The following is a 20,014-nucleotide window of genomic DNA, read 5'->3' as shown; positions in this document are numbered from 1 at the left end:
AAGTAAAAATGCGCCCGGTCAAAAAAACAAATCACGCCAAAACACCCCTCTACCTCCTCATTCTTCTGATTTTCCTTTTGAGTCTATTTTTCATCCCCAATATCCCATCAAACCCATTTTCCAAAGCCTTGGGTACCCCCATCGACAGCCTCAATGGGGTAAAAGTTTACTACAATGGTTCAATAAAAAATGTCGCAGGCCGCAGTCTTGGCCCTGGACAAAACAACTTTGGGTTGAAGTACCAATGTGTGGAATTTGTCAAACGATATTATTACGAACATTTGCATCACAAAATGCCGGATACTTATGGCCACGCCAAGGATTTTTTTATCCCCAACCTGGCCGATGGCGCTTTAAATAGTCAGAGAGCCTTGACCCAACACCACAACCCCAGTCAGTTTCAACCACAAGTCAATGATTTATTGGTTTACTCCCCTACTCTTTTTAACCCATATGGCCATGTCGCGATTGTTGCGGAAGTGCAGGCGAATACCATTGAAATCATCCAACAAAATCCGGGTCGCTGGGGCCGTTCCCGTCAGCGGTATCAACTGAGCCAAGAGAATGGTCGATGGCTGATCCATAAAAAGCGCATCTTGGGCTGGTTGCGAAAAAAAAAGTAAAAAGGCACAAAGAACCCAAGCGAAGCGCCGTCAACGCCTAACTTTGTGCCCTTTGTGCCCTCTCTATTTTTCTCTGTGATAAAAAAATGCCGCTTTAGGAAGCATTGAGGTACTCCTACCCCACCCGATGTCCCCGCATCGCAAAGTACAACACATACAAATAACAGGGTACCATCGTCACCATAAAGGCCATCTGGAAGTCCATACTCTTCGACAACTCCCCATAAATCAGTGGAATAATTGCACCACCAGCAATGCCCATGATCATAATGGCCGAACCAATTTTGGTAAACTTACCCAGACCATTGATGCCCAGTGGGAAAATAGCTGGCCACATTGGTGCGTTGGCCAAGCCCAGTAAGGCGATAAAGGTCACCGAAGTTTGACCCTTGGTCAAAAAAGCAGCAACGGTGAAAACTACTCCCAAAATGGCCGCGTATTTCAAGCTGCTTTCCTGAGAGATGTATTTTGGAATGGCCACGATACCAATGACATAGCCGATCAGCATCGAAATAAGGGTAAACGAGGTGAAGTATTTGGCTTGATCCAGAGAGAAGCCGAGGTTTTTGCCATAAGTACCAATCACGTCCCCAGCCATTACTTCCGCACCTACATAAGTGAAAATACAGAGCGCGCCAAGGAGCAAGTGCGGGTATTGGAATACGCTACTTTTGCTACTGCTTTTGGTATCGGTAGTTTCTTCACCGTCCATGTCAATATCGGGCAAGGCCGATCTGCGGATCCAGAGGGCCAGAATCACCAGAATTACTGCCATGACCGCATAAGGCATGATCACCCGTTGGGCCAATTCGTCCAGTAAAGCCGCTTTTTGGAGGGGGTCGGTAGCAGCCACTACGTCGGCTTCCAATTTCGAGGCATTTTTCAACACAATTGCGCCTAAAATCAGTGGGCTAAGTGCTCCGGCAATCTTGTTGCAAATCCCCATAAAGCTGATGCGCTGCGCCGCACTTTCGATGGGGCCGATGATGCTGATGTAGGGATTGGAAGCAGTTTGTAAAAGCGACAAACCCGCTCCTTGCACAAATAAGCCCGTTAGAAACAAGGCAAAGTTACGGGAAGTAGCTGCAGGAATAAAAATCAGCGAGCCCACTGCCATAACCAGGAGTCCAAGCGCCATCCCGTTTTTAAATCCCGTGCGTTGCAAAATGCCCGAGGAAGGAATGGCCAGAAAAAAGTAAGCCATGTAAAAGGCCGAGGTGACAAAAAAGGCCTGGGTATCCGTCTTCAGTTCACAAGCCAGCTTGAGGAATGGAATCAAGGTTCCATTGAGCCAGGTGACAAATCCAAAGATGAAAAACAGTACCCCAATGATCAGCATTGACGTGAAGTAATTGCCTGCTTTCTGCGTAGTGCTTGAACTCATACGTTTTAAAGGTTAGGTGATGAATAGCTCCGAAGGTAGTAAAAAAAGTTTCACAGTATGACAAATCCCCTTTGGTCTGTATTAGATTTTTACAATTTTATCATCTCTGGAGGGTGACAAAAATCAGTCCCCTCTATTTTGGGCACTGGTACTTTTACACGCAGTTAAATCATCTGAAAACAGTCATTCATGACGGCGAATACCACCCTAAGATCAAGTGCCGGAAAAGTACGTGTAGACAACCACACCCAATGTTACCATTGTAGTGAACCACTACCCAGTGATCCGATTCCATTTGATGAAAAGAATTTCTGTTGCGAAGGCTGTCGTACCGTGTACGAAATCCTGAACACCAATGGTTTGTGCCAATACTACAACATTGACGAAACGGCGGGCATCAGTCTGCGTGGCAAACGCAAGGAAGAATACGCTTTTTTGGACGACCCCGAAGTACTCAAAAGGCTGGTCCAGTTCAGCGACGGCAAAACGACCCGGATCACCCTCTTTCTGCCCCAAATCCACTGTGCTTCCTGCATATGGTTGTTGGAAAACCTGTACAAACTCACCGAGGGCATCCATACTTCCCAAGTCAATTTTTTAAAACGGGAGTTGCACCTGGTTTTTTCGGAGGAACAAACCAGCCTGCGCAAAATTGCCGAAACCCTGGCCAGTATTGGCTATGCACCAGCCATCAATCTGGGTAGTTTGGACGAAAAAAACCGGCCGGTCATCAACCGCAGTTTTGCCTATAAAATCGGCGTAGCTGGCTTTGCTTTTGGCAACATCATGCTGCTGAGTTTTCCTGAATACCTGGGTTTGAATCAATTGACTGAGTCTGGTTTTGCTAAGTATTTTGGCCTGCTCAATATCCTCTTGTCGCTTCCGGTGATCTTTTTCAGCGCCCAGGATTATTTCCGCTCGGCCTATCAGAGTTTAAAACGGGCACAGCTCAACATCGATGTGCCTTTGGCCTTGGGAGCAGCCGTGCTTTTTTTACGCAGTGTCTACGAAATTTTGAGCCATAGCGGAGCAGGCTACATGGATAGTCTGGCTGGTTTGATTTTCTTTTTGTTGATCGGCAAATGGTTTCAACAGCGCACTTACCACCACATCTCCTTTGAGCGGGATTACAAATCTTATTTCCCCATCTCTGCCCGCAAAAAGGTAGACCAAACCGAGCAATCCGTCGCCCTGGACAAACTGGACGCTGGCGACATCATCTACGTTCGCAACGGAGAACTGATCCCCGCCGATGCCATCATCTTGCGCGGGGAAGCCAACATCGACTACAGTTTTGTAACGGGCGAAGCCGAACCCGTGCGCATTCCAGCAGGCGAAAAAGTATTCGCCGGGGGCCGTCAAATGGGAGGTGTGATTGAATTGAGTTTGAGCAAAAAAGTCAGCCAAAGTTACCTCACCCAACTCTGGAACGAGGATGCTTTTAACAAAAAACAGGAAAGCCAGGCCAGTGTGTTGGCCAACAAAGTAAGCCGATATTTTACTACCTCCATTTTATTGGTAGGATTTGGCACTCTGATCTATTGGGTGCCTCGTGACATCGGCGTTGCCATCAATGCTTTTACGGCGGTATTGATTGTGGCTTGTCCTTGTGCTGGTGCATTGGCCGTGCCCTTTACACTGGGTAATGCCCTGCGCATTCTGGGCCGTTGTAATTTTTTCCTCAAAAACACCAATGCCATTGAAGCGCTCTACCGCATTGATACCATTGTAGTGGATAAAACGGGAACCATTACTGCGGGCCAATCCAGCACCGTTCAATTTGTAGGGGAACCTTTGACTGATACTGAAAAACAATTGATCGTAACACTGAGCGGTCAAAGCAATCACCCGGCCAGTAAACTCATCCATGCTGAGTTGTCCAAAGAAATTGCGGAAACGACAGCGTATCCCATTGCTGATTTTCAGGAAACAGTTGGGAAGGGCGTTGAGGCTTTGGTCGGGCACCGCAACATCAAATTGGGTTCTCGAAAATTCATGGATCAAACACTCTTGAATCCAAGTCTGGATGGCGAAGGGGTTTATGTTCAAATCAACAATGAAATAAAGGGATACTTCGTATTGGAGCACTTTTTGCGGCCTCAGGCCCTTGAAACCTTACAGTATTTCCAAAGTTTGGGCGAGGTCTACCTCTTGAGTGGCGACAATGACCGGGAAGCTGAATTATTGGCACCCATTTTTAAAGAGCGCGACAACATGCATTTCCGCCAAAGCCCCAAAGACAAACTTCAATTCATTCAAGAACTCCAAAATGAGGGCCATCGGGTGCTCATGCTGGGCGATGGGCTCAACGACGCGGGGGCGCTCCGCCAGGCAGATGCAGGGATCGCCATTACTGAGGATACTGCCAATTTCACCCCGGCTTCCGATGCCATCCTGAGTGCTGATCGTTTTCATCGTTTGCCAGCATTTATCCAATATGCCCGCAAAAGTGTGGTCCTCGTTTTTGGTGCGTATAGTCTCGCTTTGTTGTACAATATCGTCGGGTTGAGCTTTGCCGTGCAGGGTGCCTTGTCGCCAGTGGTTGCCGCCATTCTAATGCCCTTGAGCTCGATTACCATCGTTATTTTTGGGACAATTGCGAGTAATTGGTTGGCGGCTAAAGTATTGAGAAAATAGTTGAGAAAGTTGAGGCTACCGCAGCGATTTTGACAAGAGCCATTGTCAAAATCGCTGCGGTAGCCTCAACTTTCTCAACCTCCCTCAACCTGCTCAACTTTTTTTCCCACCCACTACCTCCTTTCCAAGAAATATTACTATTTTTGAACAATCTTTCATTTTCAGGGGCTTTTATCTACACATCATTCCATTTGTTTTACTGATTTCTACTGATTCCGGCGTGTTGAACGGCCTGGAAAATCATAATTCATTGTCCCATGAACAACCGATTGAAGTACGGAAAGCCCCTACTTTCCAACATTTTTCGACCTCCAACAATTGTACTGGTGCTGCTCCTGTTGAGTTCCCTAGCCCCTATTTTTGCTCAGGAAGCGCCAGTGAAAAAGGGCTTGATTCGTTTCCGCGAATGGCAATACGCGCTGGGCGCAAGCCTAGGCACCAAGGGTGCAGGAGCAGACATGGCCTTTCGCGTGCGCCCCTCCTGGCACTTACGGGCAGGTTTGAATTATTTACAAGGCAGTTTTGGCCAACAACAATTTGACCTGGGCAGCTTTGGCTTGAGCGACAATACTTGGCTATTTACCGGAAAAATTCGTCAGCATTCTGCAGAAATCATGATTGATTATGCTGTGCTGAACGAGCAAGTGCGGGCAGTAGTGGGTTTGGCCGTTCATCCAGGAAACCGCATCAACGGAACTTTTGTGCTGCGCGACTCCGTCCAGTTCAATGAAGTAAAAATTGCGCCGGAAGAAATGGGCCAGATTGATGCCAGGCTCCACTATGGTCGTTTCGCATCGCCCTACCTGGGGATGGGTTTGGGCCGCATGGTGCCCTGGCGGCGTTTGAGCGTATGTCTGGATGCAGGAGCTTATTTTCGAGGCAAACCCAGCACCGACCTTCAGGCCACCGGCTTATTGGCAACGAATGAGAATAACCGCCAAAAACTGCAAGACAACCTTCAGAACAAGCGCATTTGGCCAGCTTTGAACCTCCGCGTTGGCTTGCGATTTTTATAAAAAAGACCATCCCTCCCATGAAATACGGCAACTTTTATATCTTATTGCTCAGCTTATTGTGCTGTAGTGCTTGCGAAAAAGCCCTGGATCAGCTCAAAGAAGACACGCTGGAAGGCCTTCAGTTCGAGGTCAGTACCGGAGTATTGCACCAACCCCTGACCCTACAAGTGCTGGATGAGTTGACCGGTGCGCCCGCAGAGGGTGTCAACCTGGAGTTAATCAGCAGTGATTTTTCGAAATTGTACAGCAACAGTGGCAGCAAAAGCCTGCAATTACAAGGCGGGCTACTTACCCTGGGCACCCTCAAACGGGAAGCCCCCAGCGAAAGTGCCCCACGTAAAGTGCGTTTCCGCTTTCAGGGATCGAGCTATTTTACGGTGGAGGAAGAATACCTGCTCAATGATACGATTGGTCAATTGGCAACGGTGTGGATGCGTCCCATGCGTGCTTCGACCCATATTGATGTATTGAATAAAACCTTATCCTCAGAACGGACCACCAGTCTGACTTTTAGCACGACCAACCTACAGGCCAGCCTCCGCATTGATCCTTACGTTGAATTTCGCGAAGGCCAGTCCAGCATCACTGGCACCTTGGCGCTCAAACTGATGGTCATGCCGGGCACTCCAGCCAATAAAAACTACCTGGAGTCTACTTTGATTCGGGCGCCATTCCGCAAAGCAGATGGCAGTATTGGCAAGTTGAACCTCAATCCGGTCAGTTTGATTGATTTCCAGGTAAAATCCGGGAGTGAGTCGGCGGATCATTTGAGTTTCCCCGCCCAATTGAACATTCCGATCAGTCCCGATTTGTACAATCCATTGACTCAGGCCAAAATTAAAACAGGTGATTTGATTCCAGCTTTTTCGCAAAATCCGGATGAAGGGATCTGGCAAGCCAAATCCTTCGCCACGGTCAGCAACCGCAATGGCAAACTGGAAGCCAGCATGCCTATGGCCTATACCGGTCGCTGGGCTTTAGGTTTTATGGAACTGTGGCCAGAAGAAAAAATTTCGGAACTCTGTCAGGTTTTTGTCCAGGTACAAGGGGATATGCCCGATACCCTGGAAGGCGTGTATTATCGGGGCACTACTCCGGTACGTTATCATTACACCAGCAAAGCCATTTTGAATTTTATGCAGGTTTTCCCCAGTTGCCGTTCAGGTCAAGGTTTTGATATGGACGCTCTTGTGCGCAACGTGCGAGAACAAACCCGGGATTTTTTTCTACAACAGGACAGTACGGTTTTTGGCAATGTCAAGTTTCAACCCCAGGTCAGTGTCTTTGTCATCCAGCCCTTGCCCATCTGCTCAGAATACAGTTTTCAGGAAAAAAACAACATCCCCATTTCGGTCAATGCCGATGAGGCGACCGAAGGCTGGTTGTATTACCAAATTGGCAGCAGCAGCGGGTATCGGTTTATGCGCCTGAATAAAGGCATCAACAATTTACAGGTGGCTTATCCCCGGAATCCACTATTCACTCCCGGCGGTTTTTATGGCACTCAGGCCCAGTTTATTTTTTACTATGAGGAAGGTTGTCAGTTGCGCAGCAGTACCCGCAGCTTCCCAGTGTGTGAGGTATTGAACCAGGGCGCTTTGTTGCGGGTTCGCCCTAGCAATGCCAGCGTTTTATCCAGTGTTGATTTGAGTATCAATGCTTCTTGTGGCGGCAGCTACCAACCCGCCATCCGCCCTACCCTGCCAATTTTTTATCGAAGTGCTTGTAATACGGGCATGGAGATGCCTTATAAAAAACTAGGGGACATCAGTGCTGGCACCTTGTTGACGAATTTACCCCTACGTTTGGGTGAACGTTACGATTTTAAAATCCAATATGGTCGGGAGTTGCAGGAATTCCAAAGCATTCGGCTAAGCGCAGACTCATTGGGTTTTGGGAAATTTTACACCATGAGCAAAAATGGCCGCATCAGGGTACATTTTGGAGAGTTGGCGTTGCCGGAGGGCATCTGTAACTTGGTTAAGTAAGTTTTCGATGGAAATAAATTATTGAGATTTTTATAACTGAGTAAAATATTTTTCAAGCATTTAAATTCAAGTGCAATATCTTGCGCTGAATTAGCGAAAATTCGCTGTGGTTTAAATTATCGCACCATGCTTGAACAATACATCAGCTCGCGCAACCTCCGCTTCATGCTCTACGAGGTTCTCGACGTCACTCAACTCCAAAAAATTGAACACTTCGAAGCGTATGATCGGGAAGCAATCGATATGGCGCTTGATGCTGCCAAACAAATTGGCGACCAATACCTTTTTCCTTTTTACCGCGTGATGGACAAGGAAAAAGCGCGTTACGAAGACGGCGTAGTACATGTACATCCCTGTATGAAACCTGCCATTCAGGCCATGGCCGAAGGTGGCTGGATCAATGCGCACGAAGATTTTGATGCAGGCGGACAACAAATGCCTTATACCGTGCTCAATGCAGCTACGCTCATTTTCCACGCAGCCAATGCCAACATTGCCTGCAACGCTTTTCTCACCACCGGGGCAGCAAACTTGATTCGCACCTTTGGGTCAGCGGCTTTGAATGAAGCGTATATTCCCCAACTTTACAGTGGCCAATGGCAAGGAACAATGGCCATGACGGAACCTCAGGCCGGGAGTTCCTTGTCAGACCTAAGCTCTAGCGCGGAGCCAGTCAATGATGGTGAATACTATCGAATCAAAGGTCAAAAAATCTACATTTCAGGTGGCGATCACAACGCAGTGGACAATGTAGTACACCTGCTTTTGGCCCGAATCAAAGGAGCTCCAGCGGGTACCAAGGGCATCTCCCTGTTTGTTGTGCCCAAATTTCGGCCAGAAAACGGGCAATTGGTCTTCAATGATGTAACCACCGCGGGTATTTATGGTAAAATGGGCCAAAAAGGCTACGTTGCCGCGCACTTGATGTTGGGGGAACAACAAGACGATTGTCGGGGATATTTGGTAGGCCAAGCCAACCAGGGATTGCGCTACATGTTCCAAATGATGAACGAAGCCCGCATCGGCACCGGGATGGTGGCGGCGGCTACCGCTTCCGCAGCTTATTACGCTTCCTTGAAATATGCCAATGAACGCCCGCAGGGTCGTCATCCTTCCAATAAAGACATCAGCCAGCCACCAGTGTTGATCATCGAGCATGCCGATGTACGACGGATGCTCCTGTTTCAAAAGGCCATTACCGAAGGTAGCATTGCCCTGCTTTTGCAATGTAGTTTGTACGGAGATCTGGCCCACCGTGCTCAAGGTGAAGAAGCCAGCAATGCCCATCTGCTGCTGGAATTGTTGACTCCCATTGCCAAATCCTATCCTTCGGAGATGGGCGTGCAATCGGTTAGCCAAGGCATGCAAGTATTGGGAGGGGCGGGTTATACCGACGATTTCCCCCTGGAGCAGCATTATCGTGACATTCGGGTCAATGCCATTTATGAAGGGACTACGACTATCCACGGTATGGACCTGTTGGGCCGCAAACTAACGATGGAAAATGGAAAAGGACTTCAGTTACTGAGCAAAGAAATGCAAAGTGTCATCGAAGCGGCGCTACCCAGTGCAAGGTTGAAACCCTATGCTGAACAGCTGATGAAAACCGGGGCCGGTTTGCAGGAGACCACCATGAATCTTTTCCAACTAGCCAGTACAGAAAGCCCTGAAGTTTTTCTGGCTGACGCCACTTTATACCTGGAGTATTTCAGCACAATGATTATCGCCTGGATGTGGTTGAAACAGGCCGTCGCCGCAGAAAAAGGGCTGGCACAAAACCCAGCTGAGGGGGATAAAAATTTCTACGAAGGTAAATTGCAGGCCTTCAGCTTCTTTTTTGAGTATGAATTGCCAAAAATGGTGGGCATGAAGATCAGATTGAACAGTCGGGTCCGGGTAACCATGGATACCAGCCCCAATATGTTGGTGTAGGGGCGACCCTATGTGGTCGCTCCCGGGCGGTCGTGTCGCCCCCCGGGCGGCCACGTAGGGCCGCCCGTACGAGGGTCGCGTATATCTTGTGTATGGGCGGCCACATATGGCCACCCCAACCAGGGCCGCCCATACGATCACCAATGCAAACTCAGCGCCAGAATCACATTCCGCCCCGGTGCCACAATCCCCGAACTGTACGGACGATACCGCTGATCCGTCAGGTTTTCCACCCCGGCAGTCAATGTAAACCGTTCTAAAATTGGATACAATGCCTTAAAATTGAAGGTGTACCAACTTGGCGAATAAGGTTTGCCATTTGCATCGATGGCATATATATAATCAGTAGCCCTGCCTTCTTCCGAGAGCTTTTCATAACTCACTTCGCCACTGTACTGGGCATAAAACTGCAAATTAAGCCCACTTGCGATGTAAGTCAGACGAGAAACACCGAACCAGGGTGCAGCGTGTCGTGAAGGGCTTTTTTCACCATTGTCCAATTCTTCTTCGCCGTCTTGTAGATTAAACTGGGAAGAAAAAGATAAACCTTTCGCAATTTTCAGTTCTATCCCCGCCTGCAAGCCGATGACATTGGCCGCAGCTGCATTTTGGATGGCTTGCACTTGGCTCAGGGTTCCATTGTAATTAATTTGGCTTTGCCCATTTAGTGTATAATTGCGGCGTACCATCGCATTTTCCAGCGTCGTGTAAAATCCGGTGAGGTCTATTTTCAACACTTCTCCAAATACTTTGGCTATACCCAACTCGTAATTGAAGGCGTACTCAGCCTTGAGGTCAGGATTGGGAATAACCACTGATCCTGGTGTAGAGTCAAATACTTTACCTACATCATCCACATTCGGTGAACGAAAACCAGTGGAAGCATTAGCCCGAATGCTCAAATCTTCATTGGGATTGATTACAAATCCGAGGCTTCCCGTCAAGGCAGTATTGTCCAGTTTTGCGGTGGAGAATGGAAAGGGGTAAAAAGCCAGGTTGTTGCTAAAATCGGCATCTAGGGCAAAGTTGTTGTAACGAAGACCTCCCTGGAGTACAAATTTTTCTCCCGCTTTCAACTGGTAATTCAAGTAAGCGGCATAAGAAGACCAGGTGGATTGTGGATACCGCGAAGGGCCCACCACCGACTTGTTGGTAGACACATCTACATTTGTTCCGGTAGATTCCACTTCGTCAATCACACCTTCCAGTCCATAATACAACTGACTTTTTGCGCCTATGGCCTTGGTAAAATCCAAATTCAGGGAAGAAGCATTCACTTTTTCTACTCTAATGCGCCGCTCGGTGCGGTTCAAATCCCGATCTATCCTGCTTTCTTCAAAAAATTGGTGTGCAAGGCGAATGGTCATTCGATCGTAAATCCCCCCTTTTGCTGAATGGCTAATATTGAGGTGGTTCATGGCCCAAACCTGCGGGCCATAATAAAACTCTCCGCTGCGAGGTAGGCCATTGCGCAGCCGAATCTGCCGATCATACCGGGAATAATCCGAAGTACTGGAATAATGAAATGCGTATTGAAAATCCCAACTTTCGGAAGGTTTAAACCGCACTTTTTGCATCAGGTTGATTTGGGTGTAGCCAGTCGGGCGCTGTACAAGTGGGTCATCATTGGTCACTACAACATCGGTGGTGCCTTGTCTTTGCACATAAAATGGCCGCAAGTATTCATCGGGGCCAAAACGCCCCATGCGCAAGTCGCCATAGTCAAAGCTGGAAAAACTAGTTACCAGCGCCCATTTTTTCCATCCAACATTCAGGTCAAAATGAGCAGTTTTTTCCTTGTTCGCAGAAGAAAACCGACTCAGGGCCTTGCCTGTTATCAAGGTATTGTCATCAGTGGCCAATTTGGGACTCAACGTTTCAAAACTCATCACACCACCAATGGCGTCGCTGCCGTAAATGATTGAGCCCGGGCCAAAAAACACCTCAGTGCGTTCCGTAGCAAAAGGATCCAATGAAATCACGTTTTGCAAATTGCCACTGCGAAAAATGGCCGTATTCATCCGTACGCCATCAACGGCATACAACAAACGGTTCGTGGAAAAGCCGCGAATCATGGGGCTGCCCCCACCCTGCTGGCTTTTTTGAATAAAAACCTCACCGGAAGCCCCGAGTAAATCGGCAGCGGTTTGAGGGTTTTGTAAAGCTATCTCCCGGCTCGTAATGGTGCTCACCTTGGAGGGAATATCGCGCTGATTTTGGTTCCAGCGGCTAGCTGAAATGACCACCTGATCCAGCGAAACCCGCGTAGGGCTTAGGGCAAGTTGGAAGTTTTCCCGGGTTAATTCCGCAAAACTTTTAATCAGCGTTTTGTAGCCAAAATAGCGGATTTCAATCTTTTCAGCTCCAGCCAGGGTAGCAATGTCACACTGCCCTTTGGCATTGGTAGTCAAGAGTATTTTAGGGTTGCTGCTCGAAAGGGTTGCATTCTCCAGTGGCAATTTGCTTTCTGCGTCTTGTATGGTGATCACCTGTGCAGAAACAAAAGATATGGCCCAAAAGGCTATACAAGTAAAGAATAGTCTTTTCATGTTGATTGGTGTAAAAAGTTCCGTCAAATAAAATTGGGTTCAGGGACAGCGCGGTGCCTGAACTAGATCCAAACAAAAAATAAAGTGGGTTTACACCAATTTGGGAGGCGGGGAAGGAGGTCTTTGTTTCCAGGAATGATGCTCGTTTTTTTCTCCCCAATTTAAACTTTGGGAAAACTCACCTGGCTCACTGAGCGGGAATGGGTTCAAAGCATCTGGAACACTACAATAAATGGACTTAAAGAACTGAAGGAGTTGATCCTGTGCTTTTTGTTGTTGTGGGTCGCTCGCGAAGGCTTTGGTAGAAAGATCGTCCAAGCGTCGGTTCAGCAAGGTTTCTTCCTGGTCCCACCAACACCAATAAACGATGGAATCTCCCTGGATTTTTTGTTCCAGCACATCGTACATTTGGTTTTGGAACTCAAATTCCCTGGCATGTTCCCAGTGCAACAAAGTGTCAACCTGGGCTTTGGTGAAAGCCAATCGCACCAAACGCTCTTTGCTCAGACCCGCCATCATAGCTTGTTTCACCTCCTGCTTGACCATCAATCTTTTGTACTGCAACCAGGTATAGGTACCCAGTACAGGCAGGCTCAAACAAGCCAAAAGGAATATGCCAGACAGTTTTTTCAAGCTCGTATTTTAGTCCAATCCAACAACCAGTTCAGATAGGCCAGTGGTGTAAAGCAAATATAAACGATAGTCTTTAAAACCGACCTTTTTTTCCAGAAGAAGAAACTTGCTATTCGTTTTTCACTTTTCACTTTTCAATTCCTCGGGTATACGATTGGGATAATCCGTAATGATTCCATCTACACCCATTTCGATTAATTTTTGCATCGCAGCGGTTTCATTAACTGTCCAGGGAATTACTTTCATCCCCATAGTGTGGGCTTTTTGAACAACTTCTGCGGAAAGTAAGCCAAAGTAAGGGCTATAAATATTTGGGGTAAAACCCAGTTCTTGCACATTGGCTTCCATTCCACGGCGGTTTTCCACCAACAGCGCCAGGGTCATCTGAGGTGCAATTGCCCTGACTTCACGCAACACCCGAGGATCAAAAGATTGAATGCAACAGGAGTTGGCAATGCCAAGTTTTTGAATCTCCTGAAGTACCAATTTGGCGAATTCAGCAGGAGGAGGGGTTCTTTTTCCATCCCAGGCCGGTTGACTTTTGATTTCAATGTTGTATTGCGGTAGTTTACGTTTGGTTTTGGCACAGTGAGCTTGTACTGCTTGTACCACCTCTTGCAGGAGCGGTTTATGTGCGGCCATAGCTTGTTGCTCGGGGAAACGTTCATTTCCTCTTCGCCCACAATCGTATTTGCTTATTTCAGCGTAGGGGAGCTGGTATAGCAGTAATTTGCTTTCATCTTCAGCTTTGACTGCATCACCAACGGGAGTGGAACAAATAGTGGCCGACATCCAGGGCTCATGCGAGATCAATACCTGGTTGTCGGCCGACACAGCAAGGTCTAGTTCCAAAGTACGAATCCTTGGAAATTCCAATGCCTTTAAAAAAGCTGGCAAAGTATTTTCGGGGGCCAAACCACGTGCACCGCGGTGACCTTGCCAATCAAATGTATTTTGGATTTTTATGTCGCTCATTGTGCGTTTTGAGGAATGACAGGCTGAGCAACAAAATAGGAAGATTGTGAATAGGAAGGGGAAGGGAAGGGAGAAACTTTGTTCTAGTCCATTTTTCATGCCTTACATTTTTACAGCAAGGTTATGAAAAATTAAAGGGGATCGGTAATCAAGGTACTTAAAAACTTCAAAAAAGGCATTCTGTACATCAAGTAACGTGTGATCAGCATACAGTGTAGAAGGGGACTGGTTTTAGTAAAAGGTTGAATTAAAGTAGTGGAGCAATAATATCCACCACTACAATTCCCTTTTTGCACCATTGGTACGGGTGTTTGTTAGTAGCAAAGACTTTCATAGAACTAAATTGTAATCCAGTGTTCAGTGCCAAATATTCAGCATGTTCTTCAGCGTTCAAAGTGCGACATAAAGATAGGACTAGTTTAAATTTAAAAATCTACAATTTTAGGGAAAACTCATTTGTAAAAACGCTACAAACAAACGCATCAACAAAAGCCTTTACAATCAGTATATCAATTACTTACACACACTTAATTTTAGCCAAAAAACCAAAATCCGATCAAAAAATCGCCAAAATGAATTATCATAAAAGCGTCATATGTGTGAAAAAAAACTCCTGGGTCCTCATTTAGGAGACCTTTTTTATTTCGATCATCACCTCAAGAATGGCATTTCCAGTCAAGCCAGAAGTACCGCAGATGGAGCCATCCTGCCCGGAGACAATTGTGTTTTTCCCCTGCAACTTAGCGGAGTACAGTATTTTATACAAACTTGCCTGTGGTCCGAATAGGGTAATTTGAAAACCAATGACCTTTCGTCTAGCGTCGTCCGTTCCGGCAAAAGCCCCATTTTGTACAAAGGCAGTTCCGCCCAAGTTTTGAATGAAAAGCCGGTATTGAATCCCTATTTTGCTGCTTTCAGGTTCTACTTTTAATTCCAGACCCAATAAACGATTACTGGTAAAAGCGTCTTTAGTAAATTGGCCTTCTTGAAGTACCACGCTGGACTCACGATTGAAATAAGCTTTGCCACTTATATTCAGGTCTTCCAGAGGGGTACTTCCGCTGTCTTTTGCCAGTTGCACCGCTTTCAGGGCATTGATGCGGCCATAACCGTAGAGCTGGCTATGTCCTTTTGCGTCGTAATTTCCCCCGCTTTTATCAATTTTATCACAAGCCGATTTGATGAGATTTTTCACCTGACTTCCACTCAACTCCGGATTAATTGCCAGCATCAGCGCGGCTACTCCTGCTACCCCTGGGCAAGCGCTGGAGGTGCCTCCGAAGGTAGCGGTGTAATTGCCCTCCTTGTCTCCAATGGTGTTTTCGGCGTTGGTGACTCCAACATTGTACCCTCTCCCACCCATTCGATCAGTAGTCCAAATACCTGGAGTCAGGGGACGAGTAGGTTCAAGGTTTGGCGCAAATATGTCATTGCTGGGGAAAGCACACCAAATGGCTTTTCCAAAATCGCTGTATACACTGCGTTTACCTCGATCGTTACACGCAGCGACCGCAATAATAGGTGCATAAGCGGCGTAACCATCCAGGTCAACACTTTCGTTGCCATTGCCTGCCGCCCAAACAATCACACAGCCTTTTCCTTTGCGCCCATTTTTCAGGGCATAATCAATCGCCAAACGTGCGCTGTCTGGCAATGGGGCGTTTACATTATGGATAGGGTCGTTGGAATTACTCCAATCACCATCAGCAGGCCCCCAACTACAGGAGATTACATCGGCGCCATTGTCAGCAGCCCAGGCAAAAGCTTTGGCCTCGGCCATTGACCCTAGCCCGCCCGAACGGATGGGCATCAATTTTGCGTCTGGTGCCACTCCACTTGCTTTACCAACACCTGCTGCGCAAGCTACTCCAGCACAAGCGGTGCCGTGGTTGTCTCCAAAACCACGCGGGCGGGGATCATCGGTATTGCGAATGGTGTCCCGGGGGGCAACTACCTTCCCGGTTTGATTGAATTCAGGATGGTCGATGTCTACTCCATCGTCAATAACTGCAATGGTAGCACCTAAGCCTCGACTTATTTTCCAGGCAGCTTCAGCCTGAACGCTTTGTTCAATGGTGTTTCCGTTGATCTTGGTATTGATCAGGTGCCATTGCATGGAGTGAACACCCTTATTGCGTTTTTCCTGGACCAACTCGGGATGGCAGTACTCCATCTCTGGTAATTCAATCAGGGTTTCTGCGATTTTAAAAATATCTAAACCAGTCCCTTCTGGAGCCTTGGCAAAGTAGGCATTGGTAGCAAAAGTGAGTTTTTCGGCAATCTCCAGTTTTTGTTCTTTCAGGATGGCTTCACAACGCCCTGGGGCTATTTCATCTTTGAATTTGACGAAAAAGTTTTCGGTATAGACATAAATACTACCGGTTTGGGCATCTTTCAACACCCGGCCAGCAAAACGAATGCTCGGTTCTTTTTTGAGGAGTTTGCGAATGGTATTGCGCAAGGCTTTGACTATGGAGCGTTTGGCTTCCATAATTTTGTACACCACCACATCTGCTTCCGGAAAGGCTGCAACTGGTGATAAAGTGGATGCAGCTTCCCGGGAATCCTCCGAGAGCGTTACATCAGACAAGGATTTACCCGTTTGGGTGCGAATAACAACGAGATCAGGTGCTTCAACCAGTTGAATAAGTTGGCCATCGCGGCCTCCGTAACGAATAGAATACATAGTTTTTGGGTTTTAGGAGCTAAGCCCCTGTTTTTGAGCCTGTTTAAATTTTTAGTTTAGGTTTGAACCCTGCGTTTTTGGTAACTGTAAAGTTTTAGTCGACAACACCAGTCCTTGTATCAACAGTGCAATGATCACCAAAATGGCCATTTCAAAGTAAGAAGCGGAAAGGTTACCCAGCATAATCCGTTTGGATTGGCTGCGCAAAACTTGCCCTTCGGTGGTTTGAATTTCAGAAAGTTCCGCTAAAACTGCAAATGCCTTAGTGGTACTAGCTTCACTTCTTTCAATCAAGTTGGACTGGATTTCGCTATGTTGTTCAGTTTGGTCCATCACTTGGGCATCGATGGCTGACATATCAGCCAGGATAGTTTTGAAACGTTGATACTTGTCTGCTTCTTCTTTGGTAAGTTGAGTTTTTTCAAATTTATCAATGATGGCATTCAATTTTTTCTGATGTTGATCAATGTCAAATTGCTGGATATCTGGATGTTTAGCTTGCAAACTGGCTTGGAAAAGTTCATTTTTTTGCTGCAATTGATCGTATAACTGGAAGAGGTAACTTTCTGCCAATAATCGATCCTCGTACATGGAGGAAAAAGACTTGTCCAGTCGGCGGATTTGATTCCTTTCCACCAGATTGTTCAACATCACCAAACCCAATACCACTGCAAGCAATACCGAAGCGGCAGCTTTTTGCCGAATGCCATAGGTCCATTTCATAATCATCCCTTTTTACAAGTTAACTTGTCTACAGGGAAAGTTACAACTCTTTTTGGTGGGAAAAAAGCAAATTTTGGTCAATCGAGCATCGAAATGTGTCAAATACCTGCTGGAACTCGACCTGAATCGCGACTACCTTGCAACTATATTTAGGATCGTGTTGAAAATTTTTATTTTTCGACATTTTTGATAATCAAAACTTTACGAATGAACAAAGGTTTTTTGATCGACATGGATGGAGTTATTTATGGTGGAAATCACCTGATTCCCGGGGCCGACAAGTTCATCGCAGCATTGCAAAAACGCAACATTCCGTTTCTCTTCTTGACCAACAACAGTCAACGCACACCGCGTGACGTCGTGAATAAACTTTCTGGCCTCGGCATCGAGGTTGAAGAAGACAATGTGTTCACCAGTGCCATTGCAACGGGCTGGTTTTTGGCCCGCATGAAGCCGGAAGGGACTGCCTATGTACTGGGTGAGGGCGGCTTGATCAACAGTCTGCACGAACATGGTTATGCCCTGGTTACCCAAAATCCCGATTTTGTGGTGGTGGGTGAAGGTCGGAATTTTACCCTGGAGATGGTCAACCACGCGGTTGACATGATCCTGGATGGTGCCAAATTAATCGCCACCAACCTGGACCCATCACCCAAAACCAAAGGTTGGACCAATCTGGGTATCAAATCCGTAGTAGCCATGATTGAAGAAGCGACCGGAGTCAAAGCTTTTTCGGTGGGCAAACCCAGCCCCGTCATGATGCGGGTTGCTCGCAAAAAATTGGGCCTCGAAACAGTCAATACAACGATCATTGGAGATACCATGGATACCGATATTTTGGGCGGCATCCAAATGGGCTACCGTACCATCCTCACCCTTTCCGGGGTATCCAAAAGAGCTGATTTAAAATCCTACGCTTTTGCGCCCGACCTGATCGTCAACACCATAGGCGAACTCAACCTGGATGAATGGCTGGAAGGGCCAAGCTCTTTTTTACATGAGCAAGCAAGCAGGAATGGTAAATTGATGGTGGCTAATTAAAGGTTTAGGAGTTGAGAAGTTTAGGAGTTGAGGCTACCGTAGCGTTTTTGACCAAGACCTTGTCTAAGTCGCTGCGGTAGCCTCAACTCCTAAACTCCTAAACTTCTCAACAAAAAAAATTGCTGTTCTTGTCCGATTCTTTCTCCGCTGTTCGTCAACAGGGCATGTTGATTAATTTTTTAACTTTAAACCAAAAAAAATGGAAAAGTACATGCTCCTGTTTCGCAACACTACGGCAACTGAAACTGCTTATCAGGAAATGTCGCCCGAAGCCATGCAGGCAGAGTTGGACAAATGGAACAGCTGGATTGGAAGCATTGCCGCTCAGGGCAAGCTGGTAGGTGCTGAGGCTTTGGTACAAGAAGGAAAGGTCGTTACGGGTTCCAAACATGTGGTAACCGACGGTCCTTTTGTAGAAAGCAAAGAGTTGGTCAGCGGGTACCTGGTTTTGCAAGCTGCCAGCATCGAAGAAGCCATCGAGTTGTCCAAAGGCTGTCCTATTTACGAAATTGAAGGACGAGTGGAAGTTCGGGCCATCCAGGTTTTTAATTAAGCCAGCCATGGCGGAGCAGCCGGTTCATCATACTGTAGAGCATCTTTTCCGACACGAGTCGGGAAAGATGCTCGCGGTATTGACCAGTTTATTCGGCTTGAGCCAGGTCGAAATTGCGGAAGACATCGTGCAAGAGACCCTGATTGCCGCCCTGGAAAGCTGGAAACTCAAGGGTCTGCCTGCTGATCCCCGAGCCTGGCTGTACCGCGCTGCCAAAAACCGCACCATTGATTATTTGCGCCGCGAGCGCAATTTTCGGGAGCGCGTTGCCCCCGCGATTCGCCAGGAGGAGTCCAATCCCGAGGCAAGCCATTGGCTGGATGCCTATTTTTTGGATACCGAAATTGAAGATGCGCAATTGCGGATGTTGTTTGCGGCTTGCCATCCGGCCATTCCATTGGAATCGCAGTTGGCCTTAATGCTGCGTACCCTTTGTGGCTTGAGCACGGATGAGATTGCCGCTGCTTTTTTGCTGCCTGCTGACTCCATTGGCAAACGTTTGTACCGGGCCAAAGAAAAAATTCGCCAGGAAAAATTATCCCTGGAGGTCCCCAACGGCGTGGAGATACTTCCACGTTTGGACGCCGTGCTGCACGCAGTGTATTTGTTGTTCAACGAAGGGTACAAATCCGCTTCCAATGATGCCGTAGTGCGCCGCGAATTGTGTGCTGAGGCGCTGAGATTGGGGGCTTTGTTGGCGCGCCATCCTTTGAGCAATTTGCCCAAAACCCACGCCTTGTTGGCCTTACTCTGCTTTCATTCGGCCCGCCTGGATACCCGGCTCAATGCCGATGGAGAGATTGTTTTGTTGGAGTACCAGGACCGCAGTTGTTGGAATCGACAGCTGATTGCCCTGGGGTACGAACATTTTAAACAATCCAGCCGGGGTGAGACAATCAGTGCTTATCACCTGGAAGCAGCCATTGCTTCTTACCACGCAGCTGCCCCAAGTTTTGCTCAAACCAATTGGCAAGCTATTTATTATTGTTACAACTTGTTGATGAAAGTTCAGCCATCTCCAATTGTTGAACTCAATCGGGCCATTGCCATGGGGTATGCTGAAGGGGCCAAATCAGGAATTGACGCTTTGTCAAAAATTGAGGGAATGAGCAAACATTATTTATGGCATACCGCTTTGGGTGATTTTTACCACAAGGCCGGAAACAAAATCGAAGCCCTTGCAGCCTATCAACAGGCCTTAGAATTGGTCACCTTACCTGCTGAGTACAAGGTCATTCAGGGGAAAATTGAGGGCTGTGGGTAAGGTTGAAATT

Annotated in this window: 14 protein-coding genes; 8 read left to right on the top strand and 6 right to left on the bottom strand. The window is 47.2% G+C overall.

Annotated features, from left to right (window positions below):
• Positions 1-8 precede the first annotated feature (8 nt).
• The gene (locus ACO08K_RS23515; protein ID WP_421798928.1) at positions 9-623 is read left to right on the top strand and encodes a CHAP domain-containing protein; all 615 of its coding nucleotides are present in this window, start codon (positions 9-11) and stop codon (positions 621-623) included.
• Between the two features lie 115 nt (positions 624-738).
• Here ACO08K_RS23515 and ACO08K_RS23510 read toward each other — a convergent pair whose 3' ends face one another.
• Positions 739-2,007: a sugar MFS transporter gene (locus tag ACO08K_RS23510; RefSeq protein ID WP_421798927.1), complete on the bottom strand. Its 1,269-nt coding sequence runs from the start codon at positions 2,005-2,007 to the stop codon at positions 739-741.
• 189 nt (positions 2,008-2,196) lie between these two features.
• Between ACO08K_RS23510 and ACO08K_RS23505 the strand changes: the two genes are divergently transcribed.
• The 4 genes from ACO08K_RS23505 (at position 2,197) to ACO08K_RS23490 (ending at position 9,580) form a co-directional block, all read left to right on the top strand.
• Positions 2,197-4,644: a heavy metal translocating P-type ATPase gene (locus ACO08K_RS23505; RefSeq protein ID WP_421798926.1), complete on the top strand. Its 2,448-nt coding sequence runs from the start codon at positions 2,197-2,199 to the stop codon at positions 4,642-4,644.
• Positions 4,645-4,901: 257 nt separating this feature from the next.
• Positions 4,902-5,660: a hypothetical protein gene (locus ACO08K_RS23500; RefSeq protein ID WP_421798925.1), complete on the top strand. Its 759-nt coding sequence runs from the start codon at positions 4,902-4,904 to the stop codon at positions 5,658-5,660.
• Positions 5,661-5,677: 17 nt separating this feature from the next.
• The gene (locus ACO08K_RS23495) at positions 5,678-7,648 is read left to right on the top strand and encodes a hypothetical protein (RefSeq protein WP_421798924.1); all 1,971 of its coding nucleotides are present in this window, start codon (positions 5,678-5,680) and stop codon (positions 7,646-7,648) included.
• Between the two features lie 126 nt (positions 7,649-7,774).
• On the top strand, positions 7,775-9,580 hold the full coding sequence (locus ACO08K_RS23490) for an acyl-CoA dehydrogenase (RefSeq protein ID WP_421798923.1): 1,806 nt from the start codon (positions 7,775-7,777) through the stop codon (positions 9,578-9,580).
• 137 nt (positions 9,581-9,717) lie between these two features.
• Here ACO08K_RS23490 and ACO08K_RS23485 read toward each other — a convergent pair whose 3' ends face one another.
• The 5 genes from ACO08K_RS23485 to ACO08K_RS23465 all read right to left on the bottom strand — a co-directional run bounded on the left by ACO08K_RS23485 (position 9,718) and on the right by ACO08K_RS23465 (position 17,146).
• A complete protein-coding gene (locus tag ACO08K_RS23485; RefSeq protein ID WP_421798922.1) occupies positions 9,718-12,129 on the bottom strand; it encodes a TonB-dependent receptor in 2,412 nt (803 codons plus the stop codon).
• Positions 12,130-12,219: 90 nt separating this feature from the next.
• Positions 12,220-12,762 (bottom strand): hypothetical protein, encoded by a 543-nt coding sequence (locus ACO08K_RS23480; protein ID WP_421798921.1) that lies wholly within the window; start codon positions 12,760-12,762, stop codon positions 12,220-12,222.
• 120 nt (positions 12,763-12,882) lie between these two features.
• The gene (locus ACO08K_RS23475) at positions 12,883-13,737 is read right to left on the bottom strand and encodes a glycerophosphodiester phosphodiesterase (protein WP_421798920.1); all 855 of its coding nucleotides are present in this window, start codon (positions 13,735-13,737) and stop codon (positions 12,883-12,885) included.
• Between the two features lie 625 nt (positions 13,738-14,362).
• Positions 14,363-16,423 carry a S8 family peptidase gene (locus ACO08K_RS23470; protein WP_421798919.1) on the bottom strand — a complete coding sequence of 687 codons (2,061 nt, stop codon included), beginning with the start codon at positions 16,421-16,423 and terminating at the stop codon, positions 14,363-14,365.
• Between the two features lie 51 nt (positions 16,424-16,474).
• Positions 16,475-17,146 carry an MCP four helix bundle domain-containing protein gene (locus tag ACO08K_RS23465; RefSeq protein ID WP_421798918.1) on the bottom strand — a complete coding sequence of 224 codons (672 nt, stop codon included), beginning with the start codon at positions 17,144-17,146 and terminating at the stop codon, positions 16,475-16,477.
• Between the two features lie 207 nt (positions 17,147-17,353).
• Between ACO08K_RS23465 and ACO08K_RS23460 the strand changes: the two genes are divergently transcribed.
• The 3 genes from ACO08K_RS23460 (at position 17,354) to ACO08K_RS23450 (ending at position 20,004) form a co-directional block, all read left to right on the top strand.
• Complete coding sequence (locus tag ACO08K_RS23460; protein ID WP_421798917.1) at positions 17,354-18,187, top strand: HAD-IIA family hydrolase; 834 nt, start codon at positions 17,354-17,356, stop codon at positions 18,185-18,187.
• 199 nt (positions 18,188-18,386) lie between these two features.
• The gene (locus ACO08K_RS23455; protein ID WP_421798916.1) at positions 18,387-18,740 is read left to right on the top strand and encodes a YciI family protein; all 354 of its coding nucleotides are present in this window, start codon (positions 18,387-18,389) and stop codon (positions 18,738-18,740) included.
• 7 nt (positions 18,741-18,747) lie between these two features.
• Positions 18,748-20,004, top strand: a complete 1,257-nt coding sequence (locus ACO08K_RS23450; RefSeq protein WP_421798915.1) for an RNA polymerase sigma factor — start codon at positions 18,748-18,750, stop codon at positions 20,002-20,004.
• The last annotated feature ends 10 nt before the right edge of the window (positions 20,005-20,014 follow it).

Source organism: Haliscomenobacter sp. (genome assembly GCF_965225875.1).
Taxonomy (GTDB): domain Bacteria; phylum Bacteroidota; class Bacteroidia; order Chitinophagales; family Saprospiraceae; genus Haliscomenobacter.
This window is presented reverse-complemented; position numbering and strand designations above follow the sequence as displayed.